21 protein-coding genes are annotated in these 20743 nt (G+C 67.6%); 14 read left to right on the forward strand and 7 right to left on the reverse strand.

The genetic code is table 11. The features are described from left to right. Nucleotides 1-241: 241 nt before the first annotated feature. The gene (locus ACIHFD_RS61845) at nucleotides 242-823 is read left to right on the forward strand and encodes a hypothetical protein (RefSeq protein WP_397374933.1); all 582 of its coding nucleotides are present in this window, start codon (nucleotides 242-244) and stop codon (nucleotides 821-823) included. A gap of 110 nt (nucleotides 824-933) precedes the next feature. Here ACIHFD_RS61845 and ACIHFD_RS61850 read toward each other — a convergent pair whose 3' ends face one another. After that, complete coding sequence (locus tag ACIHFD_RS61850; protein ID WP_397374934.1) at nucleotides 934-1530, reverse strand: hypothetical protein; 597 nt, start codon at nucleotides 1528-1530, stop codon at nucleotides 934-936. A gap of 110 nt (nucleotides 1531-1640) precedes the next feature. After that, on the reverse strand, nucleotides 1641-1901 hold the full coding sequence (locus ACIHFD_RS61855) for a hypothetical protein (RefSeq protein ID WP_397374935.1): 261 nt from the start codon (nucleotides 1899-1901) through the stop codon (nucleotides 1641-1643). A gap of 280 nt (nucleotides 1902-2181) precedes the next feature. On the opposite strand from ACIHFD_RS61855, the gene ACIHFD_RS61860 reads away from it, so the two are divergent. Continuing rightward, nucleotides 2182-2526: a hypothetical protein gene (locus tag ACIHFD_RS61860; protein ID WP_397374936.1), complete on the forward strand. Its 345-nt coding sequence runs from the start codon at nucleotides 2182-2184 to the stop codon at nucleotides 2524-2526. A gap of 53 nt (nucleotides 2527-2579) precedes the next feature. Here ACIHFD_RS61860 and ACIHFD_RS61865 read toward each other — a convergent pair whose 3' ends face one another. After that, nucleotides 2580-2840 (reverse strand): hypothetical protein, encoded by a 261-nt coding sequence (locus tag ACIHFD_RS61865; RefSeq protein WP_397374937.1) that lies wholly within the window; start codon nucleotides 2838-2840, stop codon nucleotides 2580-2582. A 1225-nt stretch (nucleotides 2841-4065) separates the two neighbouring features. Here ACIHFD_RS61865 and ACIHFD_RS61870 point away from each other — a divergent pair. From ACIHFD_RS61870 to ACIHFD_RS61890, 5 genes are read left to right on the forward strand one after another with little or no spacing between them, the layout of a single operon-like run. Next, nucleotides 4066-4404, forward strand: coding sequence for a PadR family transcriptional regulator (locus ACIHFD_RS61870; RefSeq protein ID WP_397374938.1), 339 nt, complete (start codon nucleotides 4066-4068; stop codon nucleotides 4402-4404). Continuing rightward, nucleotides 4401-5462 (forward strand): permease prefix domain 1-containing protein, encoded by a 1062-nt coding sequence (locus ACIHFD_RS61875; protein WP_397374939.1) that lies wholly within the window; start codon nucleotides 4401-4403, stop codon nucleotides 5460-5462. Before ACIHFD_RS61870 ends, ACIHFD_RS61875 begins: the two co-directional genes overlap by 4 nt. A 24-nt stretch (nucleotides 5463-5486) precedes the next feature. Then, the gene (locus ACIHFD_RS61880) at nucleotides 5487-6452 is read left to right on the forward strand and encodes an NAD(P)-dependent alcohol dehydrogenase (RefSeq protein ID WP_397374940.1); all 966 of its coding nucleotides are present in this window, start codon (nucleotides 5487-5489) and stop codon (nucleotides 6450-6452) included. 55 nt (nucleotides 6453-6507) lie between these two features. Next, nucleotides 6508-8022 carry a hypothetical protein gene (locus tag ACIHFD_RS61885; RefSeq protein ID WP_397374941.1) on the forward strand — a complete coding sequence of 505 codons (1515 nt, stop codon included), beginning with the start codon at nucleotides 6508-6510 and terminating at the stop codon, nucleotides 8020-8022. Then, a complete protein-coding gene (locus tag ACIHFD_RS61890) occupies nucleotides 8010-8330 on the forward strand; it encodes a hypothetical protein (protein ID WP_397374942.1) in 321 nt (106 codons plus the stop codon). Before ACIHFD_RS61885 ends, ACIHFD_RS61890 begins: the two co-directional genes overlap by 13 nt. A gap of 216 nt (nucleotides 8331-8546) precedes the next feature. Here the strand turns inward: ACIHFD_RS61890 and ACIHFD_RS61895 are convergent, their stop codons facing one another. Further along, a complete protein-coding gene (locus ACIHFD_RS61895) occupies nucleotides 8547-8678 on the reverse strand; it encodes a hypothetical protein (RefSeq protein WP_397374943.1) in 132 nt (43 codons plus the stop codon). Between the two features lie 325 nt (nucleotides 8679-9003). Continuing rightward, the gene (locus ACIHFD_RS61900) at nucleotides 9004-9855 is read right to left on the reverse strand and encodes a hypothetical protein (RefSeq protein WP_397374944.1); all 852 of its coding nucleotides are present in this window, start codon (nucleotides 9853-9855) and stop codon (nucleotides 9004-9006) included. A 63-nt stretch (nucleotides 9856-9918) separates the two neighbouring features. On the opposite strand from ACIHFD_RS61900, the gene ACIHFD_RS61905 reads away from it, so the two are divergent. The 3 genes from ACIHFD_RS61905 to ACIHFD_RS61915 all read left to right on the forward strand — a co-directional run bounded on the left by ACIHFD_RS61905 (nucleotide 9919) and on the right by ACIHFD_RS61915 (nucleotide 13779). Continuing rightward, a complete protein-coding gene (locus ACIHFD_RS61905) occupies nucleotides 9919-11358 on the forward strand; it encodes an AAA family ATPase (RefSeq protein ID WP_397374945.1) in 1440 nt (479 codons plus the stop codon). A 209-nt stretch (nucleotides 11359-11567) separates the two neighbouring features. Further along, on the forward strand, nucleotides 11568-12251 hold the full coding sequence (locus ACIHFD_RS61910) for an HAD family hydrolase (RefSeq protein WP_397374946.1): 684 nt from the start codon (nucleotides 11568-11570) through the stop codon (nucleotides 12249-12251). Nucleotides 12252-12960: 709 nt separating this feature from the next. Further along, complete coding sequence (locus ACIHFD_RS61915; RefSeq protein WP_397374947.1) at nucleotides 12961-13779, forward strand: hypothetical protein; 819 nt, start codon at nucleotides 12961-12963, stop codon at nucleotides 13777-13779. A gap of 24 nt (nucleotides 13780-13803) precedes the next feature. Here ACIHFD_RS61915 and ACIHFD_RS61920 read toward each other — a convergent pair whose 3' ends face one another. After that, nucleotides 13804-14394: an HD domain-containing protein gene (locus tag ACIHFD_RS61920; RefSeq protein ID WP_397374948.1), complete on the reverse strand. Its 591-nt coding sequence runs from the start codon at nucleotides 14392-14394 to the stop codon at nucleotides 13804-13806. Nucleotides 14395-15037: 643 nt separating this feature from the next. Between ACIHFD_RS61920 and ACIHFD_RS61925 the strand changes: the two genes are divergently transcribed. The 3 genes from ACIHFD_RS61925 to ACIHFD_RS61935 all read left to right on the forward strand — a co-directional run bounded on the left by ACIHFD_RS61925 (nucleotide 15038) and on the right by ACIHFD_RS61935 (nucleotide 18015). Further along, the gene (locus ACIHFD_RS61925) at nucleotides 15038-15274 is read left to right on the forward strand and encodes a hypothetical protein (protein WP_350742420.1); all 237 of its coding nucleotides are present in this window, start codon (nucleotides 15038-15040) and stop codon (nucleotides 15272-15274) included. Between the two features lie 80 nt (nucleotides 15275-15354). Continuing rightward, on the forward strand, nucleotides 15355-16617 hold the full coding sequence (locus ACIHFD_RS61930) for an FxsB family cyclophane-forming radical SAM/SPASM peptide maturase (RefSeq protein ID WP_397374949.1): 1263 nt from the start codon (nucleotides 15355-15357) through the stop codon (nucleotides 16615-16617). 303 nt (nucleotides 16618-16920) lie between these two features. Continuing rightward, the gene (locus ACIHFD_RS61935) at nucleotides 16921-18015 is read left to right on the forward strand and encodes a serine/threonine protein phosphatase (RefSeq protein WP_397374950.1); all 1095 of its coding nucleotides are present in this window, start codon (nucleotides 16921-16923) and stop codon (nucleotides 18013-18015) included. Nucleotides 18016-18185: 170 nt separating this feature from the next. Here the strand turns inward: ACIHFD_RS61935 and ACIHFD_RS61940 are convergent, their stop codons facing one another. Next, nucleotides 18186-18740 (reverse strand): dihydrofolate reductase family protein, encoded by a 555-nt coding sequence (locus tag ACIHFD_RS61940; protein ID WP_397374951.1) that lies wholly within the window; start codon nucleotides 18738-18740, stop codon nucleotides 18186-18188. Between the two features lie 815 nt (nucleotides 18741-19555). On the opposite strand from ACIHFD_RS61940, the gene ACIHFD_RS61945 reads away from it, so the two are divergent. After that, a complete protein-coding gene (locus ACIHFD_RS61945; RefSeq protein WP_397374952.1) occupies nucleotides 19556-20533 on the forward strand; it encodes an alpha/beta fold hydrolase in 978 nt (325 codons plus the stop codon). The last annotated feature ends 210 nt before the right edge of the window (nucleotides 20534-20743 follow it).

Genomic DNA, 20743 nt, shown 5'->3' on the forward strand with positions numbered 1-20743 from the left:
CGTCTACCAGGAGCTTCTTCACGTCACCGGCCGAACACCGGCATCGCGATCATGCTGTGACCAGGGCGCTCGCCGCGGAGCCTGAAAAAGGTTCACTGTGAAACTCCGATCTCGAACGATCATCCGACGAAGAAGTCTTTCTCTGATCGCCACAGCGCTCGTCGTCATCTCGGCCGGAGGCTACCTAGCCGCGAACCCCGCCTTCGCTGACCCGTGCGACCCGGAGGTGGATGGCTCCTGCATGTCGGAGTTCTTCGACTGGTCCGACGCCGAAGTCCTCCCGGAGCCCGAGAACGCGGACGCTCCGATCACGGATCCCCCTGGAGACATGGACGCCACCGAGGAACTGCCGCCCGCCGACAGCGGTGAGTTCGAGGCGGCCATGACCCACCTCCAGGACTACACCAAGGAGGCAATCCGGCTGGCCAAGGGGCTTCTTGAGAACAGCGACACCTGCAACCAGCAGGTGACAGGAAAGGGATCCAAGTTCACCGCGGACCAGATCCTCTACACCCTCGTCGTGAACAAGAGAATTCAGGAGGCATTCCAGGCCAACCCGATCCACCCGAGAACCGGGCTGCCCATGAACGCCTCGGTCGATCAGGTCGGCATCGGATCCAACGGCCTCATGAAGCTCTACTCACCCTGGGCGGCGGCCGCCTTCAAGGACTCATGGGGCCGTCTGAGCGACACTCAGTGGCGAGCGCTGACGCTGCTGCACGAGGTAGGTCACCTGACGGGCTCCCTCTCGGCGCGCGAGTCGGACGCGGCGACGTGGGAGGCGGACGCCGTACGCGAATGCAATGACATGAAGCTCCCGTGAGTCGGTGATAGTCGCGGAAATCCGCCCATTCGGTCACGCTGGGGCGGATTCCCGCGACGAGTCTGCGCCCTGTGAGAGTTGCCCGGCTGGTTCGGCCACCGCCGGGCTCTCTACATGAGAGCCCGCACAGAGTGACCTTCGGCTGACAGGCGCTCCAGCAGTTCGACCTGCTCAGCCTCCGACTCGCACGTGACCACGACGCCCCACACGGTCGGCGGCTCCACCCGCTCGGCCGGCCCAGGCCCCGGCTCCCCGCTCGGCGGCGCCTGCTCGGGCTCGGACGGCATCAGCTCGTCCACGTCCGCCATGTCGTACCCGGTCGCGGCCAGCAGTTCTTCGTCGGCCGCGCCGATGTCGGCAAGCATGTCGGCGAGCATGCCGTGATCCCAGCCGCCGCGCTCCGGCGTGCGGTTGTTCGCGATCAGATAGCCTTCGGCGTCCGCGTCGGAGCGGGTCGACCAACCGCGCAGGATGGGCGGCAGCCACGTGCCGTCGTCGGCGACTTTGACGCCCTCGGGCGGCGACTTGCCCTCGCTGGCCATCTCATCCAGCACGAGCAGCCGTCCGTGCCCGGCGACGAGGCGGCCGGTGCGCTCGTCGAGTTCGCCGGCGACCGTGCACCCGAATTTCTCGATCGACTTCCTGATGGCCGGGAGGTCGTGCTCCTTCGGGTTCCTGACGGCGCGGGCGATCTCGGGAAGGGGCATGTGTTCAATACGGCGCACCAAAGCCTCCAGGGTAAGAGTGGGTCACGCCCTCGCTGCTGGTGCTTTGACCGGAAACATTCGCCTGGGTGGCTACGCCCTCCGGCACTGCGCTAGGAGCCCGCCGCTCGGAAGACCAGAAGTGCGAAGTCGCACTCCCTGCTAGTCGTGTAGGCGCTCACCTGGTCCAGCTTCCAGCCGCGGCTTTCAACCCGGTGGACGGTTTCTGATACAAGGTCCTGAATCGCCATGTGCGGCGACCCGATCGAGACGGAACTCGCAATGGGAGCGATCGCGGAGAATACGGTGCGCCCCTCTTGACGCTGCTGGCTGGCGCTCTCCTCGATGGTCTTTAACACATCATTCCAACTCACGTGGTCTCCTCCCTTACCTCATGAGGAGACTGCCAGATGTGTGTACACCACGGTGGACGTTTCCGGCCAAAGCCCGAACGAGGCGGCGTCGTGTCGGTGGCCGCCAGCGCCTGGTCAGCGTGGCTGCGCGGCCCGTCTGCATGACACCACTCTGATTGATCTTGAAATGGCGAGCCAGCCACCCCACGGATTTAGGTAGGGGCTACTCAGGCGTCATGCCCACAAGTTTGTTTCGCTGGGGAAGCAAGGCGAGCTCCCCCGCAACAAGGAGAAGAAGTCCATGACGATCAAGATGGACAGGCAGTACCTCGAAGAGCACCACCAGGCAGTACACACCCGCGAGTCTTTCGGTGCCGCCATCACGGACATCATCATGAAGATGGCAATCGAGAAGGTCGGCGATGGTAGCGCCGACGTCATCGAGTTCGATCTGCCTGTGCGCATCGAGCCCAGAACGGTGCGCAGACGACTAAGTAGTGCTGAGCGGGCGCTCATGGGAGACGACCCGGTCTTCCTCCCGGACGGCGACCCACCAGCGATCGCGATCGGACCCATCGTCGTAGACTGTTTGACCTTCGGCGTCGGCGTTCCACCGCTCACCGCCAGTTTTCACATGCCGGTGTAGTCCCGAGGTGGCGCCGCTCCCCCTGCCTGGCAATCCGAGCGGCGTCACTCTATTCATGACGGGCGAACCGCCAGCGCGCGGCGCACCAGCTTGGCCCCTCGCATGAGAGACGACAGTCTGTGCTCTTCGGCCCGGTAGACCTGCAGAACCTCCGCGATCGCCTCCGGTGGCTTGCGGTCGCGGAGATCCACAGCCACGCTGCGGAACCCGCGGCTTCTCGCGGCCTCGTACTGGCGAAGGTGCTCGGTCGCCATCCACACCAGCGCCCGCGGCATCGTGACGATCTCGGAGTGGGCGCGATAGTCAGGTGGCATTTTGCGCGCACGCGCCGTGTCCGGAAGGGAGCGTGTCCTGCCGGACTGGGCTGGTTGGCAAGCGCCGACCACTGTCTCCGACGGATGATCTTGTTTCGTACCGAAACCCAACTGTGATGTTCATCTCTGCCGGATCGACTCGCCATCCATGCCAAAGGTCCTGCAGCTGCCGCCATGGCAGGTGATCTCGCCGTCCGCCACCCGGGCCGGGGTCGCGACCGCCACAGGTGTGGCGCTCAGAGCCCGATCGAGATGGTGAAGCCGGTTTCGTTCTCGATCGCACCTCGAACAATGTGAACGCTCTGACGTGCCGAGATCACTAAATGGATCGCGAGGAATAGCCCTTCTGTCACGGTGGGTAGGGTCTGCGCTACTTAGGAGGGAAACACATGCCCGGATGGGACGAGGGGGTGGCGGCCACCACCGCCAGCGAGGTGAGTAGGGCACTGCGGGACCCCCTGCGGCGCTGGTCGGACCTTGCCGTGCCGAGCTTCCCCGCAGCCGCAGAGGAGCTCATGGCGTGGCTGGCCGATCCCCGTGCCTTCGATAAGGATTTCCATCCGATGGACTTCACGACCAGCCGCGCTCGCCAGCACGCCCGCTGGTGCTCGCCGGGACGGGCAGGCACAGAAGGAGCCGCCTGGCGGTGCGCAAACCGAACCAGCAGACCATGTGCTATAAGTCGCTCCCGCCGGCGGGCTGACCACCAAGACTCATCTGGCGTGTGAGTCAGGGCCGCACGGTGCCGGCTCTGGTGGTGACTGCCGGGTATCGCGGTGACGGCCCACAGTCCATCGCGGTGCTGGGCAAGATCCGGGGTCGCTCGGCCCGGCGGTGGCCGGCCCAGGATCCGCCCTGGTCGTGTGCCGGACGACAGGGCCTACATCAGCAAGGTCAACCGGGACCATCTGCGCCGACGCGGGATCAAGGCTTGCATCCCGAGCGAAGCCGATCAGGACGCCCACCCGCGGGCCAAGGGGCCGAAGGGTGGACGGCCACCGGGCTTCGGCCCCGTCCTGTACCCGCTACGACAAGCTCACCGTTCGCTTCGAGGCCGCCGTGACGATCGCTGCCATCAGCCAATGGCTCCGCGACTTGTAACCACGCCCTGGTCCAACTAAGCGGTCCGGTTCAAGGGAGCGGGCCGGTCCAACGAGACCACGGAGTTCCAGCTACATTGCCGTGCCCGTTGCAATAGTGTGTGTCGCACACTATCGTGTGCCATGTGCATGATGACGATGAGTTGCTCTCCACCCACCTCCAGGAGCTGCGGCGCGGCACCGTCGTCCTGGCCTGCCTGCTCATGCTCGACCGCCCCGACTACGGCTACGCCCTGCTCGACCGTCTGACCAGTGCCGGCCTCGCCGTGGACGCCAACACCCTCTACCCCCTCCTGCGCCGCCTGGAGAAACAGGGTCTGCTGATCAGCGACTGGAATACCGAAGAGTCCCGGCCGCGCAAGTTCTACCGCACCAGCGACAGGGGCGCCGCGCTCGCCGCCGCGCTCAGTCGCGATTGGGACGAGCTCGACACCGTACTCCGCTCCCTGAAAGGCGCGTCATGACGACCACCACCACGAGCACGCTCACCGACCGCTATGTCGCGGCGGTCCTGCGCCACCTGCCCGGAAGCCACCTGTCCGGAAGCCGGCCACCCAAGAACCAGCCAACGCAGAACCAGCCAACGCAGAACCAGCCAACGCAGAACCAGCCGACGCAGAACCAGCCGACCGGGAACCAGCGGCCCGACATCGAACGCGAGCTCCGGGCCTCGATCGCCGACGCCGTCGACGACCGGGTGGCGGCCGGCGCCGACCCGGCCGAGGCCGAGTTCGCCGTGCTCACCGAGCTCGGCGACCCCGCGCGGCTGGCGGCCGGTTACGCGGACCGTCCGCTCCAGCTCATCGGCCCCGCGCTCTACCTCGACTACACGCGATTACTGACCGCCCTGCTCGTGACCATCGTGCCCGCCGTGGCCGTGGCGGTGGGACTCGTCCAGGGGCTGCGGGGGGCGAGCGCGTTCGACCTGATCGGCGACACGCTCAGTGCCGCGCTCGGCACCGCCGCGCACCTGGTCTGCTGGACCACGCTGCTGTTCGCCGTCATCGAACGCGTCGCCGGGCGCCGCGCGCTGGCGGCCAGGCGCTGGACGCCCGACGCGCTGCCCGAGCCGCCCACCCGCCGCGCCCGCTACGGCGAGCTGATCACCTACACCGTGGCGATGGTGCTGTTCACCACCCTCATCCTGCTCTCGCCGGTGATCAGCACAGAGACCGACGCCGCCGGCGCCCCCATCGGCGTGTTCGCGCCGTGGTTGTGGCAGACCGGCTTCGTGTACGCGTTCATCGCCCTCGTGACCGTGAACCTCGCCGTCGCCTACGCCAAGCACTACGCCCGCTGGAGCGTTCCGCTCGCCGTGGTCGGGACGCTCGTCGAGATCGCCTGCCCGATCGCGCTGCTCTGGCTCGCCGCCGGCGACCGGCTGCTCAACCCCGCATTCACCCAGGCCGCCGCCTGGCCGCAGAGCGCGACCACCTGGATCAACACCGCGCTCATCGTCGTGTCCGCCCTCTCGATCCTCTTCGCCGTCATCGACGGCATCGCCCGAGCCACGCGTCGCTGAACCCACACGAATCAGGAGACCGGCATGAAAGCGATCGTCTATCAGGAGTACGGCTCGCCCGACGTCGTGCGTCACGCCGACGTCGACCGTCCCGCCCCGGCCGCGGGCGAGGTGCTGGTGCGGGTGCGCGCCGCCGCGCTCAACCACGCCGATCTGCTGACCATGCGCGGCACGCCGCGCCTGATGCGCCTGGCGTTCGGGGTGCGCCGGCCGAAGGCCACCATCCTGGGACGCGCCGTCGCGGGCACGGTGGCGGAGATCGGCCCGGACGTCAAGGTCCTCCAGGTCGGCGACGAGGTCTTCGGCGAGTCGGCGCAGCGCGGCTTCGCCGAATACGTCGCGATCCCGGCGAAACGCCTGGCCAGAAAGCCGGAGCAGGTGACGTTCGAGCAGGCGGCCACCTTACCCGTGGCCGGGGTCACCGCCTTGCAGGCGCTGCGGCTCGGCGCCGCGGGCCCCGGCACGACGGTGCTGGTCAACGGCGCCTCCGGCGGGGTCGGCACGTTCACCGTGCAGCTCGCCAAGGCGCTCGGCGCCGAGGTCACCGGCGTGTGCAGCAGCCGCAACGTCGAACCGGTGCGCTCGCTCGGCGCCGACCACGTGATCGAGTACACCCGCGAGGACTTCACCCGGGGAACGCGCCGCTTCGACGTCCTGATCGACATGGTCGGCAACCACCCGATCTCGGCTCTGCGCCGGGTCCTCGCCCCCGGCGGCATCTTCATCGCCTCCAGCAGCGCGGGCGGGCCGGTGCTCGGTCCCATTCCCCGGCTGCTGGCCACGGTCGCGCAGACGCCGTTCGTCCGGCAGCGGCTACGCGTCCTGACCTCCCGGTCCACCGCCGATGACCTGCGGACGCTCGCCGAATTCGTCGCCGAAGGCAAGGTGACGCCGATGATCGAACGCACGTACCCGCTCAGCGAGACCGCCGACGCCCTCCGGCTCCTGGAACGGGAGCACGCCCAAGGCAAGATCGTCCTCCTGGCCTAGACTAGGCGGCGCATCCGAAGGACTCAGCCCCCAAGCTCGCGAGCGACGCCAGACGGTGGCCGCCGCGACGCGACGCACTGACGATTTTCCCTGGATCGGGCTGGTTCCCGGCACCACCCGGAGCGCCTTGACCGAACTGCTGGACATCTACCCCGAACACCATCACACCCGGCGTTGCCTGCGCACCCTGGCCAGTCGCCTGGGCAACCACGACGCCTTCAACAAGTGGCGCGCATCGCTCGACACCCGCTGGACCCATCTGCTCGACAGGCTGGTACGCACCCGCAACGCAATCACCCACGGTGGCCCCGCGACCGCCGACGCCGTACGATCCATCGCCTTGTTCGCCAGCCAGCTCAGCGCCTGGGAGGTACAGCTCGCCTTGGAAGCCGCCTTGAAGAACATCAGCCACGAAGCAGCTCACCAGGAATTCTTTAAGACTGACAACGATCTCCTCGGCAAGATCCAAAGAGCTCCCACGCCCGGGGATGTGTCGAAGGTGCTCGCCTGGCTGGAGGAGGGCGGACCGGAGGCGAAGCACGTCCGTCAGGCCGTGACCAGGGATCCGACGCTCTGGGATCTGCTCGACGCCCCGCTCTGGCTGGACGTGGTAGCGGCGGTGGCCGAGCCAGCCCGAGACAAAGGCGCGGGCCGGTCCGTCGCGGCGCGGCGAGGCGCGTTGCTGAACGCGTACGTGGACGAGGCGATCCAGCGCGGCGACCAGGCCGGCTACACGCGCGTCAACGTGGTGAGGTGGCTCGGCCGGCTGGCCGCCCCGGGTGATCCAGTCGTGGCGTCCCGGTGGGGCCCGGACGTCATCAGCGTCAGCGACAAGGTGCCCGCCGAGACGGCCCGCGCCGTCAGCTCCGGCTTCGCCGTGCCGCTGATGGCCCTGGTCGCCCTCGCCGGAGCCGCGGTCCTGCTGCGGCACGCCGGAGTCGTCGTCGCGCTCGGGGCCGCAGCTGGCATGCTGATCCAGGTGCTCGCGCAGCGGCTGACCGGCGGCCGACGGACCGAGGACCCACCGCAGGTACGGCCGGCCGGGCTGGCGCGTCTCGGCGCGACGGTCGCCGTCCTCGGCACGATACTGTCCGCACTCGCCCTGACCGTCGCCGAAACGGTGAGCACGCTGGTGCGCCTGCTGCCAGCGCCGCCCAAGTCCATCGACTGGCTCGCGCTGCTGGCGGTCTTCGGGTGCTTGGTCGTCGTGGTGGGCCTGACCCTGGCCGTGGTCGCGACAGTGGCCGACCATCGCTCCGGCTCTCGCTCCGAACCGTTGCCGCGGGCGTTCGTCCGCCGCGTCGGGGCGAACATCGTGATCACGACCATCGACCTGGGGCGCGCGGTCTACGTCCTGGGCCTGGGCTACCTGTTTCTGTCGGCGATTCCCGCCCCGTACGTGTTCTCCGGCGCGTGCGCGCTCGGCTTCTTCGCCGTGGTCGGCTTGGTCGGCTTCGGGACTACCGTCCTGCTGGGCGGCAGAGGGTACAGGGGCAACGAGAAAGAAGACGAGGTGGGCTGGGTGCCCTCCGTCGGGCTGGGGTGGGGGGTTTCGCGGTGTTCCTCATAGGGGCGGACACCCACCACTGGCTCCCCTCGGTGCTCGTCTTCCACCTCATGTCCGTCGGAGTGGGCGCGTGCGTCGGGGTGTACCTGTCCGCCCAGATAGACCGCCTGGACTTTCTCCTCAGCCCGCTGGTGACGCTCTGCCTGGTGGCCGTGGGTTACCTGCCCTGGCGACTGCATCGCTTCCTGCGCTACTGCGCCCGTCACGACCTGCTCCGGAGCGAGGGCAGGGACTATCGGTTCCGGCACCAGCTCCTGGCCGAGCACTTCATCGCCGCGACGGGCGAGACCGCGGCCGGGAGACGGCTTTGACCCGCCTTGACTGCGACGGTTCGCCACCGGAGACGCCGGTGGCGACCAGCACGGCGAACTCTTTCCGAGGCTGTGGCCCCGCTTCCAGGCCGCGCTGCAGGCCCTGCCCGCCGAACAGTCCGCCAGCCCCTGGCGACACCCCCCCAGTGAAGCACGGAGAGTGCGCACCCGCTGTGGAATCCGCACTCTCCAAGATAGATGGCGGAACCGCCAACGTCAGGCTGGCAGCTCGTTGCGCTGGGCCAGCCGCCGCTTGTAGTAGCACACCGTGGCCCCATTCAGGCCGAGCAGGCGCGCGATCTCCATGGTGCCCTTTCCCTCAGCGAGCAGCTTCCGAGTCCTCTGCACTCGCTCCTCGGTGTCAGCCTGGCGCGGCCGACCTCCCTTCCTCGGCTCCGGCGGGCCTTCGGCTTACCTGCCCGGTCCCATCGTTCATGGCAGGCCCGGCACCAGCCCAACCGCTGCACCGCCACCGGTCGCCGGCGGCACGCCGAGCACACCTCGAACCGCGGGGCGCCGTCGTTGAGCTGCCACCACGTGACCGGCTGATCCTGCGCGAACAGGCCGTCGTGGCGGGATTCCACCGTGCGCGTCACGTGCCCGGCTTGCTCCATCCGCCGCAGCGTCGCTTCCAGATTCACCGCCCGGTCGCCCAACAGCTCTCCGGCGTCACCTACGACTGGATGACCGTTTGCTCAGCGCCCGCGACGGTCCCGGCGGGCTGGGTCGGTCTCGCGAGCTCGTGGGCCGAACGGGCGAGCCAGATCGTGAACAGGACGCTGAGTGCCGTGGTGGCGTCGGCATAGACGGTTCCAAGGGCTGCTCCGAACAGCGCGGCCACCGGTATCGACACGAAGGGAACCACCAAGCCGACGGTGCCGTACCGGACGGTGGACCGCGTCCAGCGCCCATCCTCCCGCTGCGCCCGCAGGATCAGGATCGTCCAGAGCAGTCCCGCCCCGGCGCAGATCAGCGCGAGCCAGTCGGGCATACGCAGGCCGACAAGCTTCAGTACGAGATAGGCGACGCCACCCCGTACGACAGGAAGCCCATGGCCCGAACATGACCCGCGTGCCGCAGGCTTGAGCCCAGCACGGACGGAAACAGCACCACGAGCGGCACCATCAACACGGTGCCAAGTATCGCCACCCCCGAACCAGTCGGACATGATCGGAGAGATCAGCCCGTTCGCCGTCGAGACGTACAGCGCGATCCGCAGCCGCCGTACGGCGCGATCCTGCTCCGGAGGTGGCCCCGCCAGCGGGCCACGCAGGCACTGCCACAGCGCCCAGGCACATGGCAGACCGGCCACCAGCATGACGAGCACGTTCGGCCACGTCGCGGGGGTGGATTCGTCCACCGGTGTGAAGAGGGTCAGCCGCCACAACATGCTGACACCGCCAGAGGTCAGCGCGATCACCGCGGCGACTGCCGGCGCACCAAGAGCAAGGCCCGTGAGGAGCAGAGCCGGAAGGCCCAGATGGGCGTACGCGTTCTCGGTCCTGCGCGGGATTTCCGGATGCACCAGGACGTACCCGATGGCAATTAATCAGGCGCATTCGTCCGCCCCGATCGCCATGATAGGGATGTGACCGACATCGAACTCGCCGACGCGCGAGCGCTCGCCGAGAGCCTGCGGCAGGTCTACACCGTGGTGGCCGAGCGGATCGGCGAGGCCAACGCCACCTCTCCGCTGGTCGCCAAGGTGACCGAGCACCTCGGCTGCCCGCTCAGCGACGTGGTCGTCGTGGAGGAGAAGTACCGGCTCTACGAGCACGCCGCGCTGCAGACCGCCGCCGACCTCTACCTGGACGCCCACTCCCCCGGCGCGCAGTGGTTCGGCATCGTGGGCGGTGAGCGGCGCTGGGAGAGCATCATCAACATGCTGCTCGCGGCGATGCGTGAGGGCAGCCGCATGCTCGGCCGCCCCGACTACGGGACGGCCCCGATCGGCCCCGACACCACGATCGAGATCGTGCAGCTCGGCCTGGTCGCCACGGCGGCGCCCGACGGCACCCCGGTGCTCATCGGGCTGAGCAACAAGGACGACTACGACGGCCACAGCCTGCTCACCGTGCTGGCGGCTCGGCGGGACGTGGCGAGCGCCGTACGCGACGAGGTGAACCGGCTCAAACAGGACAACGACCCGTTCCGCGGCCAGGTGCTCAGCTTCGGCTTCAGCGAGCACAGGGAGAACGAGCTGCTCACCTTCCTGCCCCGCCCCGAGCTTGACCCCGACGAGGTGGTCCTGCCGGAAGGACGGCTGGAGGCCATCGAGGAGCACGTCGTGGGCATCGCCGAGCACGCCGACCGCCTCACCGAGGCCGGCCAGCACCTGCGCCGGGGCCTGCTGCTGTACGGGCCGCCGGGCACCGGCAAGACCCACACCACGCGCTACCTCATCGGACGGCTGCGCGAGCACACGGCGGTGCTGATGACCGGACCCGCCATGCGCAAGATCGACTATGCGGTGGCGGTGGCGCGCAAGCTGCAACCGTCCATCGTGGTCGTCGAGGACGTGGACCTGATCGCCGAGGACCGCAGCCACCACGAGACCAGCCCGCTGCTGTTCTCCCTGCTGGACGCCATGGACGGGATCAGCGGCGACGTCGACGTGACGTTCGTCCTGACCACCAACCGGGTGGAGGCCCTGGAGAAGGCCCTGGTGCAGCGGCCAGGCCGGGTGGACCTCGCGGTGGAGGTGCCGCCGCCTGACGCGGCGGCGCGCGAACGCCTGATCCGCCTGTACGCCCGCAACCGGCCCATTGTCGCCGACACCGCCAAGGTGGTCGCCGCCACCGAGGGGGTCACGGCGTCGTTCATCAAAGAACTGCTGCGCCGGGTCATCCTGGTCGCGTTGCGCTCCGACGAGCGGGTGCTCACCGACGATCATTTCGACACGGCGCTGCAGGCGATGGCGGGCGACGGCCAGGCACTCACCCGCGCGCTCCTCGGCTCCCAGGAGACGGCGGCTCAGCCGAAGCACGAGCGCACGGCCGCCCGGTTGGAGCCGCCCTCCTGCTCGTGACCCGAAGCCGGCCCGCCACCGGCGCCGCGGGCTGCCTGGATCAGGGCGGTCACGACGTCGGCCGCCGAGCGGGGTCAGGGCGGCCAGGGTTGCGTCGGCGGGGGACGGGCGCTTCCGGCGAGCTGTACGGGCGGCTCAGCAGGTGCACGTTGGATAGCTCGCTCGCTCGCCTCCTGCCGCGCCGGCGGTGGCGTCGTTAGGGTGGCGGTGTGATTCGCGCCGTGGTGATCGATGTGGATGACACGCTCTGCCTGACCGAGGCGGCGTGTTTCGAGTTGGAGAACGAGGTCCTGACGCGTCTCGGCCGTGCGCCGATGTCCCGGCCGGTGCATCTGTCCACGTGGGGGTTGCCGCTGCTGGAGGCGATGCCGAAGCGTTCGCCGGGCGTCGATCTCGTGGCGTTCGCGGCGGTATATCGGGAGGTGCTCGGGGAGTACGTGGCGGACGGCCGGCTGGATGCGGTCACGCCGGAGAACCTGCGGGCGCTCGATGAGCTCGCCGCAGCGGGGCACGGTGTCCTGCTGCTGACCTCGCGTACAGAGGCGGAGGTGGAGCATCTGCTGGCCCCGGATCATGTCCTGGCGGGTCGGCTGGACGGCGTGTACCACGCCGGCAACGTGCGTTTCGGCAAGCCGGACGGCCGCGCTTTCGACGAGTTGCTGGCTGCGACGGGGCTGGAGCCCGGTCAGTGCGTGTACGTGGGCGACTCCCCCGGTGACGCTCAGGCCGCCAACGGGGCGGGGCTGGGTTTCATCGCCTGCATGCAGAGCGGCGTCAGGCGGCGTGCGGATTTCGACGGGCATCGCGTGGACGCGTTCATCGATGCGTTTCCCGAGATGGTGGAGGTCGTTGCCCACTGGGAGGGCGGGGAGCGCCAGATGAGTCAGCTCTAGGGATCCAGCGAGCGTTCCAGAAGATGTAGGCGCCAGCGGACCGCTGCCGAACGCGGGTTCGGCGGACCCACCGCCGTTCTCCCCGGCCTCGCCGACGAGATAGGCCAGTTCGTCCGTGTCGGTCGCCGCCCGGTCGAAGACCGAGCTGAGCAGGTTCATGACGGACGCGACCGGTACACCACCCACCTGCCGGGCGCCGCGCCGGCGCGCGTCTGGGCGAACTCAGCGAGACGATCAAACACCTGCGGATCAGCCGCAAGACCCTGATCTCCCTCGCCGAGGAGGATCTCGCCCCGGCCGAACCGGTCGCGCCGCCGCCGGCTGTCCCCGATCACCCACCTACCGGCAGATTCTCACCGTCTTCGGCGAGGTCGACGGTTCCCTGCGCACCCGTGGCCTGGCCCTGCTCTGACGCGCAACGACATCCAGCACGTCCGCGCCAAGCTCAAACGCCTGGCCAGCCGCGGCATCCTCGTCGAGACCGAGCCAGGATCGTTCACCCAGCCGCGCCCAAAGCCGGACCGGTGAGCCTCCGGCCGGCCTGTCCCAACCCCGACGACGAAAGGGACATCAGCTCGCGGAACGTACTGGCCAGATGACAACCGATCACCGTCATCCCTCTCGTACCGACCCGTCCGCCGCCACCGTGAGGACAACATTGGGGCCGCCTTCCCCGCACTCTGGGCCGTTCGGGAAACGTCCCTTCGGTGTGACCTCGAGCCTGCGTTCCAGCAGCGGCTTCGCGCCGGCGCCGTGCAGCGTCAGCCGGATCGTCACCGGCCGTTTGGGCAGCCCCGCCACGTCACCGAACCCGTTCTTCTCGCCGGTCCGCTCTTCATCCGCCCGACAACTGTCACCGGAACAGGTCTCCCTGGTCGCCCGCGTGGACGGCCTCAACTCGACGCCGACCTGTTTGCAGGCACCGTCCCAGCACACCTCCATCCTGGCGGCGCTGGCCTCGGCGGCAAGCGGAGCTGCAATATGCAAGCTCACACCGACGGGGGTGCCGATCGCGGTACACGCCGCCTCGGGCGAACAGCCGGCGGCGAGCAGGAGTGTCAGCAGAGTGAGTCGACGCACATTCCCTCAGACGAAAGTCAGGCGGGCCGGGTTCACCACGACGGGTTCGGGACACGTCCGTGTTGTCGAAAAGCGTGGCAAGCCCCTGCTCGCCGGGCGGAGTGAGAAACACGGCGCCGGTGAACTTTCTCGCCGAACTCAATCCTTCGCACACCTGCCGCACCGGCTTCGAGAAGAGCTGGAACTCGTGGACGATCACGCTCGCGCCAAGTTCAAACGCCTGGTCGGACGCGGCATTCTCCTCGAGACCGAGCCGGGGTTGTTCATCCGGCCTCATCCATGGCCCAGGCCGCGAGCCCGTAACCAGCCAGCCTTACCCAACCCCAACAACGAAAGAGTGATCTCCATCAGCGAGGGCAGCTTCCTCGGCGGGCCGGGCCGAGCGCCGGCTGACGGATTCGTAGGGACGTTCGCGGTCGTCGACGCCGTTGCACCCAAGCAGGGCTGACGGCGGAGTTCGCGGCCTTGGAGGTCAGGCGGGTGGGCGGCCTTCGAGGGGGTTGGCGGCGATCCGCCCCGCGACGTCGTTCCTGACCGATGCGGCGGCAGCGCTGTCCGGCTTACGCCTCGCCTGGTCCTCGAAGCACGCCAGGAACTGCGCGCCGAATCCCAGCCGAGGGTAGCGGACGAGCATCTCCGCCCGGGCGTCCGGCGAGAACTCCTCCGGCCGCCGTCCGACCACCTCCCAGCTTGTGGCGACCTGCAGCAGATGGGACTCAGGGTCGGTGGCCGCGGACACGTCCTCTCGCATGTGCAGCATGATGATCTCGGTGACCCTGGCGGCCCGGCCAACCGGCCAGCCGGCCGCCACGCCGAAAACCCAGGCCAGCTGTCCTCCCGCCTCCTCGAACGGCAGCCTATGGCTGTCGAAAGCCTCCGTCAGGCCGATGTCGTGGAGCAGCGCCGAGACGTAGTAGAGCTCGTCATCGAAGGCGATCCCGTGCGCTGTGCCGTACATCGCTCCCCACAGGTAGGAGCGGACGCAGTGGTTGAACAGCGCGGGCGGGCAGAAACGGGTGGCCACCGACAGCGCCGCCACGGCGGCGGGAGTCTCCGGAAACATGGGTCCAACTTTTCATCTGGCCGTCAGGCCTCGATGTCCGACCTTGGCCGCATGCCTGCGGTGATACCCGATGCGGGGGTCGCGCTGATCAAACCCGCGCCGTTGCGCCCAGCCGATAGCCCTACCTTGGCGGATCGTCGACCTTGAGCGTGTCTCGCATTGGAGACGAAGACGACCGGCAGCTTCGCCGGTTGCGTCCGGCTGGAGTTCTCCGTGAGCACATGGTGAGCGCCCCGGCAGCTCCGCCCCAGTAGACGAACCCGCGGGAGCAATGCGCGGCAGCAGCCTCGACGATCTCCACATCCCGTGACCCCAACTTGCGCATTCTTTCTGCGATTCGGGACGGGAAAATCCTTGGCAGTCAAGGTCTTTTGCCCCGCTCCGAGCGTTACCAGAAGGTCGCTTTTGGGAGTCGAATAATCGCGGCTGATCAAGAGGCTGTCTCTGGCCCCTGACCTTGGATGACCTTGTAGTGCTGGGCATCGAAGAATCGGCTGTGTAGTGGTTTTGTAGCGACTCTGTGGGCGTGGTGCGGTACCGTCCCGCTGTCGTGATCAACTTTGATTAACAGGACATCACTTGCCGCGGGTCGGAATCGCTATGGCGGCAGGTCGATGTCCAGCCGCAGGGAAAGGGGTATCCAATGTCGGAACGTGAAGGAAATCTCGTACGGAAGGTGGCCTTGACGGCCGCCGCGTTCGCAGCCGCGTCCGCGGTCGGGGTCGGAGCAGCCGGTGCCGCTTCGGCTGCCGAGTCCTCTCAGGCCAATCTCTCCGAGGTCGCGGCGACCACCGACCAGAACAGCGCGCTCGGTGCGGTGCTGAACCGGGTGACCGCCGACGACGACGTCTTCCGTCCCGCCGGCACTTTCAACAGGTGACGGAGCGGGTTCGTTCCCGTGGCTGATCGGGCCGTGTAGCGGCTTGCTGGGACACGAAGGGCAGAGAGGCGAAGGACATCGTGATCGAGCTACCGATCGTGCGGGTGAAAGAGCGAGCTGCCGAATGGCCGACTCAGGACGTGACCGATCAGGCGCTTGAGGATCCGTACTGGCGCCCTCTGCCCTTCGTGGAATTCGCTCTCAAATTCCACGGCCGGTGCAACCTGGCCTGTGACTACTGCTACATGTACGAGATGGCCGACCAGAGCTGGAAGAGCAAGCCGGTGGCCATGTCACGCAAGACGATCGACCAGGTCGCCTTCCGGCTCGGAGAGCACCTGCGGGCTCACGCCGACGAAATTGCGGGAGCGTCGGTGAGGATGCATGGCGGCGAAGCGCTGCTTGCAGGCGCGGATCAATTCGCGTACGCGGCGCGAGCGTTCCGGAACGCCGCGCCGTCCGAGGTCCCGCTGCGGCTCGTCACCACCACGAACGGCGTGCTCCTTTCTGACGAGAACCTCTTGAATGTCCTGCGCGAACACCGCATCGGTGTCACGGTCAGCCTCGACGGCGACAGCGAAGGGCAGAACCGTCATCGCAAGTACGCCAACGGCCGCGGCAGCTATGACCAGGTGATGCGCGGCATCGAGGTTCTGAACCGCCCTGATTACCGTGACCTCTTCGACCTTGTGCTGTGCACCATCGACCTGGAGAACGACCCCCTGACCACCTACGAGGCGCTGCTCGCCACCGGGGCGCCGGCCGTGGACTTCCTGCTGCCGCTCGGCAATTGGTCGTCTCCTCCACCGGGATGGACCGCCGGGAACGGAGGCACCGCGTATGCGGACTGGCTGATACCGATCTTCGAGCGCTGGTATTCCACGGTGCCGCTTCCGGCCGGTGTCAGGCTCTTCGAGAACATCATGACGTTGTGCCTCGGCGGTCATGCCTACACCGAAGGGCTGGGGCTCAACCCGTTCCAGCTCATCGTCATCGAAAGCGACGGAACCATCGAACTCGGCGACGCTTTGAAGTCCGCATACGAGGGCGCCCCCTACACCGGCTTGGACGTTTTTCGTAACACGTTCGACGACGCGCGACTCCTTCCGGGCGTCGTCGCCCGGCAACGAAAGGTGGCCGGCCTGTCGCCGATCTGCGTTTCCTGCTCGATCCGGGATATCTGCGGGGCCGGCGAGTACAGCACTCGATACCGCGCCGGCTCGGGATTTCTCAATCCTTCCGTCTACTGCGCCGATCTGGCCAAATTGATCTGCCACATCCGCGACCGGGCGCTCACCGACGTGGAACGGTTGAGGGCCGAGCGGGCGGTGCCAGGCCCTTGAGGAACGAGCACGACTCGCCGCCGTCCGGCACCACCACGACACCGTGATGCGTGAGGTCGCAATCGAACGCATCACCGACGCGGCCATCGAACCCACCATCCAGCGACTCATGCGCACCCACTGGAAGCGACCATCATGTCGCTTCTGGTGGACGGCATGTGAAAACTCCTCCCCAAAAATCTCGCTCAGCACCCGGTCGTACGTTCGGCACCCCGTCGACGAGGTCGTCGCCGCAGAATGAACTCGGAAAGGCCCATCCCCGGTGGGTCTGATACGCAAAGTTGATTATGAAGGGTGCCTCCGTTGTTAGAACTGCGAGATAAACGGTTGGACATGTCTCACGGTGAGCGCGTCCACCGATACAGCGACGTCGCGAGCGCGTTGGCTTTGCACAGCGACCGGCAGCTCGGCGAGTCGCTGGAGCAGGCGCAGCTTCTGGGGATGGGGATAGGTGGCACCTCGGCCTTGCTGGCCATCGATGGCGTTCCGGTCTTCGTCAAACGAGTACCGCTGACCGACCTGGAGCGCCGCGCGGGCAACGTGATGTCCACGGCCAACCTGTTCGGGCTGCCTCCGTTCTGCCAGTACGGGATCGGTGGGCCGAGCTTCGGTGCGTGGCGCGAACTCGCAGCCCGCGTCATGACGACCAACTGGGTCCTGGCCGGGCGCAGTGCGGCCTTTCCGCTCCTGTATCACTGGCGGGTGCTGCCGGGGGCGCCGCAGACCGATCAGCTTGCCGACGTCGAAGCGGTCGTGCAGTACTGGGATGGGTCACCGGCGGTACGGGATCGTCTCCACGCCCTTGCCCGGGCCTCGGCCGGCATTGTGCTGTTCCAGGAGTTCATCCCCTACAACTTGAATGACTGGCTGGCCGCTCAGCTCGCCGCCGGCCAGGACGCTGCGATAGCGGCGAGCGCCATGGTCGAGTCGTGCCTGCGCGCCGACGTGGCCTTCATGAACGGCCAGGAGCTGATGCACTTCGACAACCACTTCCGCAATGTCCTCACCGACGGTGAACGCCTGTACATCGCCGACCTCGGACTGGCGACCTCCTCCCGGTTCGACCTGTCCAAGCAGGAGATCGAATTCCTGAACCGCAATCGGACCCACGACATCGGTTACGCGCTGATGCGGCTGGTCAACTGGCTCGTCACCGATATCTGCGGAGTGCCGGTGCCACGGAACGGCGTGCTGGAACAACGCAACGAGTACATCCGCGCGTGCGCGGACGGCGCGGATCCTGCTGGTGCTCCGCCGACTGTTGCCGCAATGCTTCGCCGGTACGCGCCCGTGGCGGCGGTCATGAACGGCTTCTACTGGGACCTGTTCTGGTCCGATCGGCGGACAACGCCGTATCCGAGCGAGAAGATCGAACGCGCCATGAGCGCCATGCGTTGATCGTCGCAGACACGACAGTACGGACGCCAAGCCGCCTTCGCCAAAGCGCACCTGTTCGCGAACCTTGGCAACGTGGGTTCAGTGACGCGGGCGCCACTTCGTCCAGGACCGCGCACGGGCGCACGGCCACCCCTCGTGGGTGCACCCGCGCGGGATCCGCTCCTGGTCGGTCAGGGTCGTACGTAGCGCCGGAACATGGTTCCTGAGGCAAAGGAACGGTGCTCGACCAGGCGCAGCCGCAGGGCTTCTCTCACGGGCAGGTACGGCTTGCCACCCCCGACGATCACGGGGAACGCGTACACCCAGAACTCGTCGATCAGGTCCAGCAGGGAGGTGGCCAGCTCGGGGCCGCCGAGCTGAAGGGTGCCGTCGATCTCCTGCTTGAGGCGCGTCACCACGGACGCGGCGTCCTTGCGACGGACGATCGTGACCCCTTCGGGGACGGTCTGGATGGTGTCGGAGAAGACGTACCGCGGCGTCTCCTTGTACAACTGGGCGAACTCCCGCTCGAAGGCCGGGGCGCCTTCCTTGCCGAGGTCCTGCGTCCAGGGCTTTTCCATCGCCTCATACAGCCGCCGCCCGAACAAGAACGCCGCGATCCGGCGAACATGGTCGGTTGCCGCCTGGTGAAAGTCCTCATCAGGGTCCGGAAAGTCCATGCCGCCGTCGGGACCCTCGATGTAGCCGTCGATCGAGGTGTTCATCCAGTAGATGATCTTGCCCATAAAACTCCTCCTTGGTCGTAGTGGTGGTCCAGAGTGGAGACCCGATGGAGCGCCGGAACTCATCGCAGGCCGGGCGGCTTTTCTGGATGGACCGGGGCCGTTCGGGGTGCCGGACGGCCAGCCAGGCCGCTCAGTACGGATCCAGACCGAAGGTGAAGCCGCCTTCCAGGACGTCGGTGCCGGGGCCGGCACGCGGCCCGCAAGCGGAGATCGGATCATGATCCTATTTCGTTCCGGTCGAGTAGGCGGCCCTCATGGACATGGTCGGCGAGATAGATCATGACGCCCTTGGGGTCCATCCCGAAGGTCACCGCGACGAGTTCGGGTCCATGGGGTCGACCAGGCGGGTGGAGCGCAGCATCCGGGGCGGGACGCGGCAGGCGTCCAGGACGCGGTTCGTTCCAAATGAGCAGGAGGCGCTCCGCCGGTGCCTCGAAGCACGTTCGGCCGACCCGGTGGCGGTGAAGTCGCGCAGCGCGGCCACGGCATTGTCGGGGTTGCATGTCGAGGGATTTCCCTCACGGGCGTGTTCATGAGTGGGCTGAAGTCAGGCGCGGGAAAATCGCTGTCTCAGCTACCAGGCGAATTTCGATGAGGGTTCCAGCTGTCGCCGCACACCATCCCGATGACCGCGGGAGAACCACGACCGCGTGAATGAGCCCCAGGATCGCCGGCTCGACCTGACAGGGTGAGCCCGGCTGGCCGTCCGTACCGTACATCCGCGCAGTGCGTGAGCCGGATCACACACGCGAGCTGTCACACCTCCCATCACTCGCCCGTCTGGGAAGGCACCGACGGCCAAGTGAAGGATGATCATGGTTCGACTCGACGGGCAATCCCCCGCCTCCGGCCACCGCCCCCCGCGCAAGCGGCTGCGCCGGTGGCTGCTGTCCACCATCGCGGTGCTGGTGGCACTGCTGCTGTTCGGCGCCTACGGCTGGCAGCCCGCCCAGGCCGATTTCCGCTCGCCGTACCTGGACATGATGGGCTCGAAGTACGCCGACACCGCAGTGGCACGTTTCCACTACATCCGTGCCGGCTCCGGCTCCCCGGTGATCCTGATCTCGCCCGGCGGCACCTCGGTGATCGGCTGGAAGGACCAAGTCAGCGTGCTGGCCCGCGACCACACCGTGTATGTGGTCGACCTGCCCGGCCAGGGCTACACCCGGCTCAAGGACCCCGACTTCGGCTACGACCTGGCCGCCATGACCACCGCTCTCGGTGCGTTCATGGACGCTGTCGGCGTACGGCAGGCCGGATTGGCGGGCAACTCCTGGAGCGGCGGCTGGGCCCTGGCGTTCACCCAGCGCCACCCCGACCGCGTCAGCAAGCTCGCCCTGCTGGACGCCACCGGCCTGGACCTGCCGGGCACGTGGATGTGGGAAGCGCTGAAGATACCCGTCGTCGGCGAACTGGCCACCAAGCTGTCCACCAGCAAGTCCACCGTCCGTAGCCTGGCCGAAGGCATGATGGTCAACAAGGACCGCATCACCGACAGCCTGCTGGACGAGTGGTGGGCGCCGATGACCTTCCGCGACAACATCCGCGCCACCTACCTGCTGGAACGCCGCCTGGACTGGGCGCAGACCGAACGTGCCCTGCCCGCCACCAACACCCCCACCCTGGTGCTGTGGGGCAGACAGGACACCATCCAGCCCGTCGAGCGCGCCCACCGCTTCGCCGAACTGCTGCCCCATGACCAGCTCCACATCCTGGACGGCTGCGGCCACGCGCCCCAGCTGGACTGCCCCGATCCCGTGAACCGCCACCTGCAGACCTTCTTCACCAACTGACTGACCCGCGCTCCCCCGCGCCCGGGGCGCTCCTTGCCAGAACCAGCCATCGCACCAGGTACGGGATCTTCTCGCTGCCAGGACTGCGGCACGAGCGGCTCGGAACGCTCTGCAGAGCGCGCAACAACATCTCGTCGGCGAGCGAGCCCAACGCGAGAGTCGAGGACGGACGGCCATACGAACCCACGCCCAACCCGACCCGGCCTGACC

This window comes from Nonomuraea sp. NPDC051941 (assembly GCF_044593615.1).

Excerpts from the sequence above, each read along its gene's own strand:
- ACIHFD_RS61845 (WP_397374933.1), top strand. The coding sequence starts at position 242 with ATGTCGGAGTTCTTCGACTGGTCCGACGCCGAAGTCCTCCCGGAGCCC.
- ACIHFD_RS61850 (WP_397374934.1), bottom strand. The coding sequence starts at position 1,530 with ATGCCCCTTCCCGAGATCGCCCGCGCCGTCAGGAACCCGAAGGAGCAC.
- ACIHFD_RS61860 (WP_397374936.1), top strand. The coding sequence starts at position 2,182 with ATGACGATCAAGATGGACAGGCAGTACCTCGAAGAGCACCACCAGGCA.
- ACIHFD_RS61865 (WP_397374937.1), bottom strand. The coding sequence starts at position 2,840 with ATGCCACCTGACTATCGCGCCCACTCCGAGATCGTCACGATGCCGCGG.
- ACIHFD_RS61875 (WP_397374939.1), top strand. The coding sequence starts at position 4,401 with ATGACGACCACCACCACGAGCACGCTCACCGACCGCTATGTCGCGGCG.
- ACIHFD_RS61880 (WP_397374940.1), top strand. The coding sequence starts at position 5,487 with ATGAAAGCGATCGTCTATCAGGAGTACGGCTCGCCCGACGTCGTGCGT.
- ACIHFD_RS61920 (WP_397374948.1), bottom strand. The coding sequence starts at position 14,394 with ATGTTTCCGGAGACTCCCGCCGCCGTGGCGGCGCTGTCGGTGGCCACC.
- ACIHFD_RS61925 (WP_350742420.1), top strand. The coding sequence starts at position 15,038 with ATGTCGGAACGTGAAGGAAATCTCGTACGGAAGGTGGCCTTGACGGCC.
- ACIHFD_RS61940 (WP_397374951.1), bottom strand. The coding sequence starts at position 18,740 with ATGGGCAAGATCATCTACTGGATGAACACCTCGATCGACGGCTACATC.
- ACIHFD_RS61945 (WP_397374952.1), top strand. The coding sequence starts at position 19,556 with ATGGTTCGACTCGACGGGCAATCCCCCGCCTCCGGCCACCGCCCCCCG.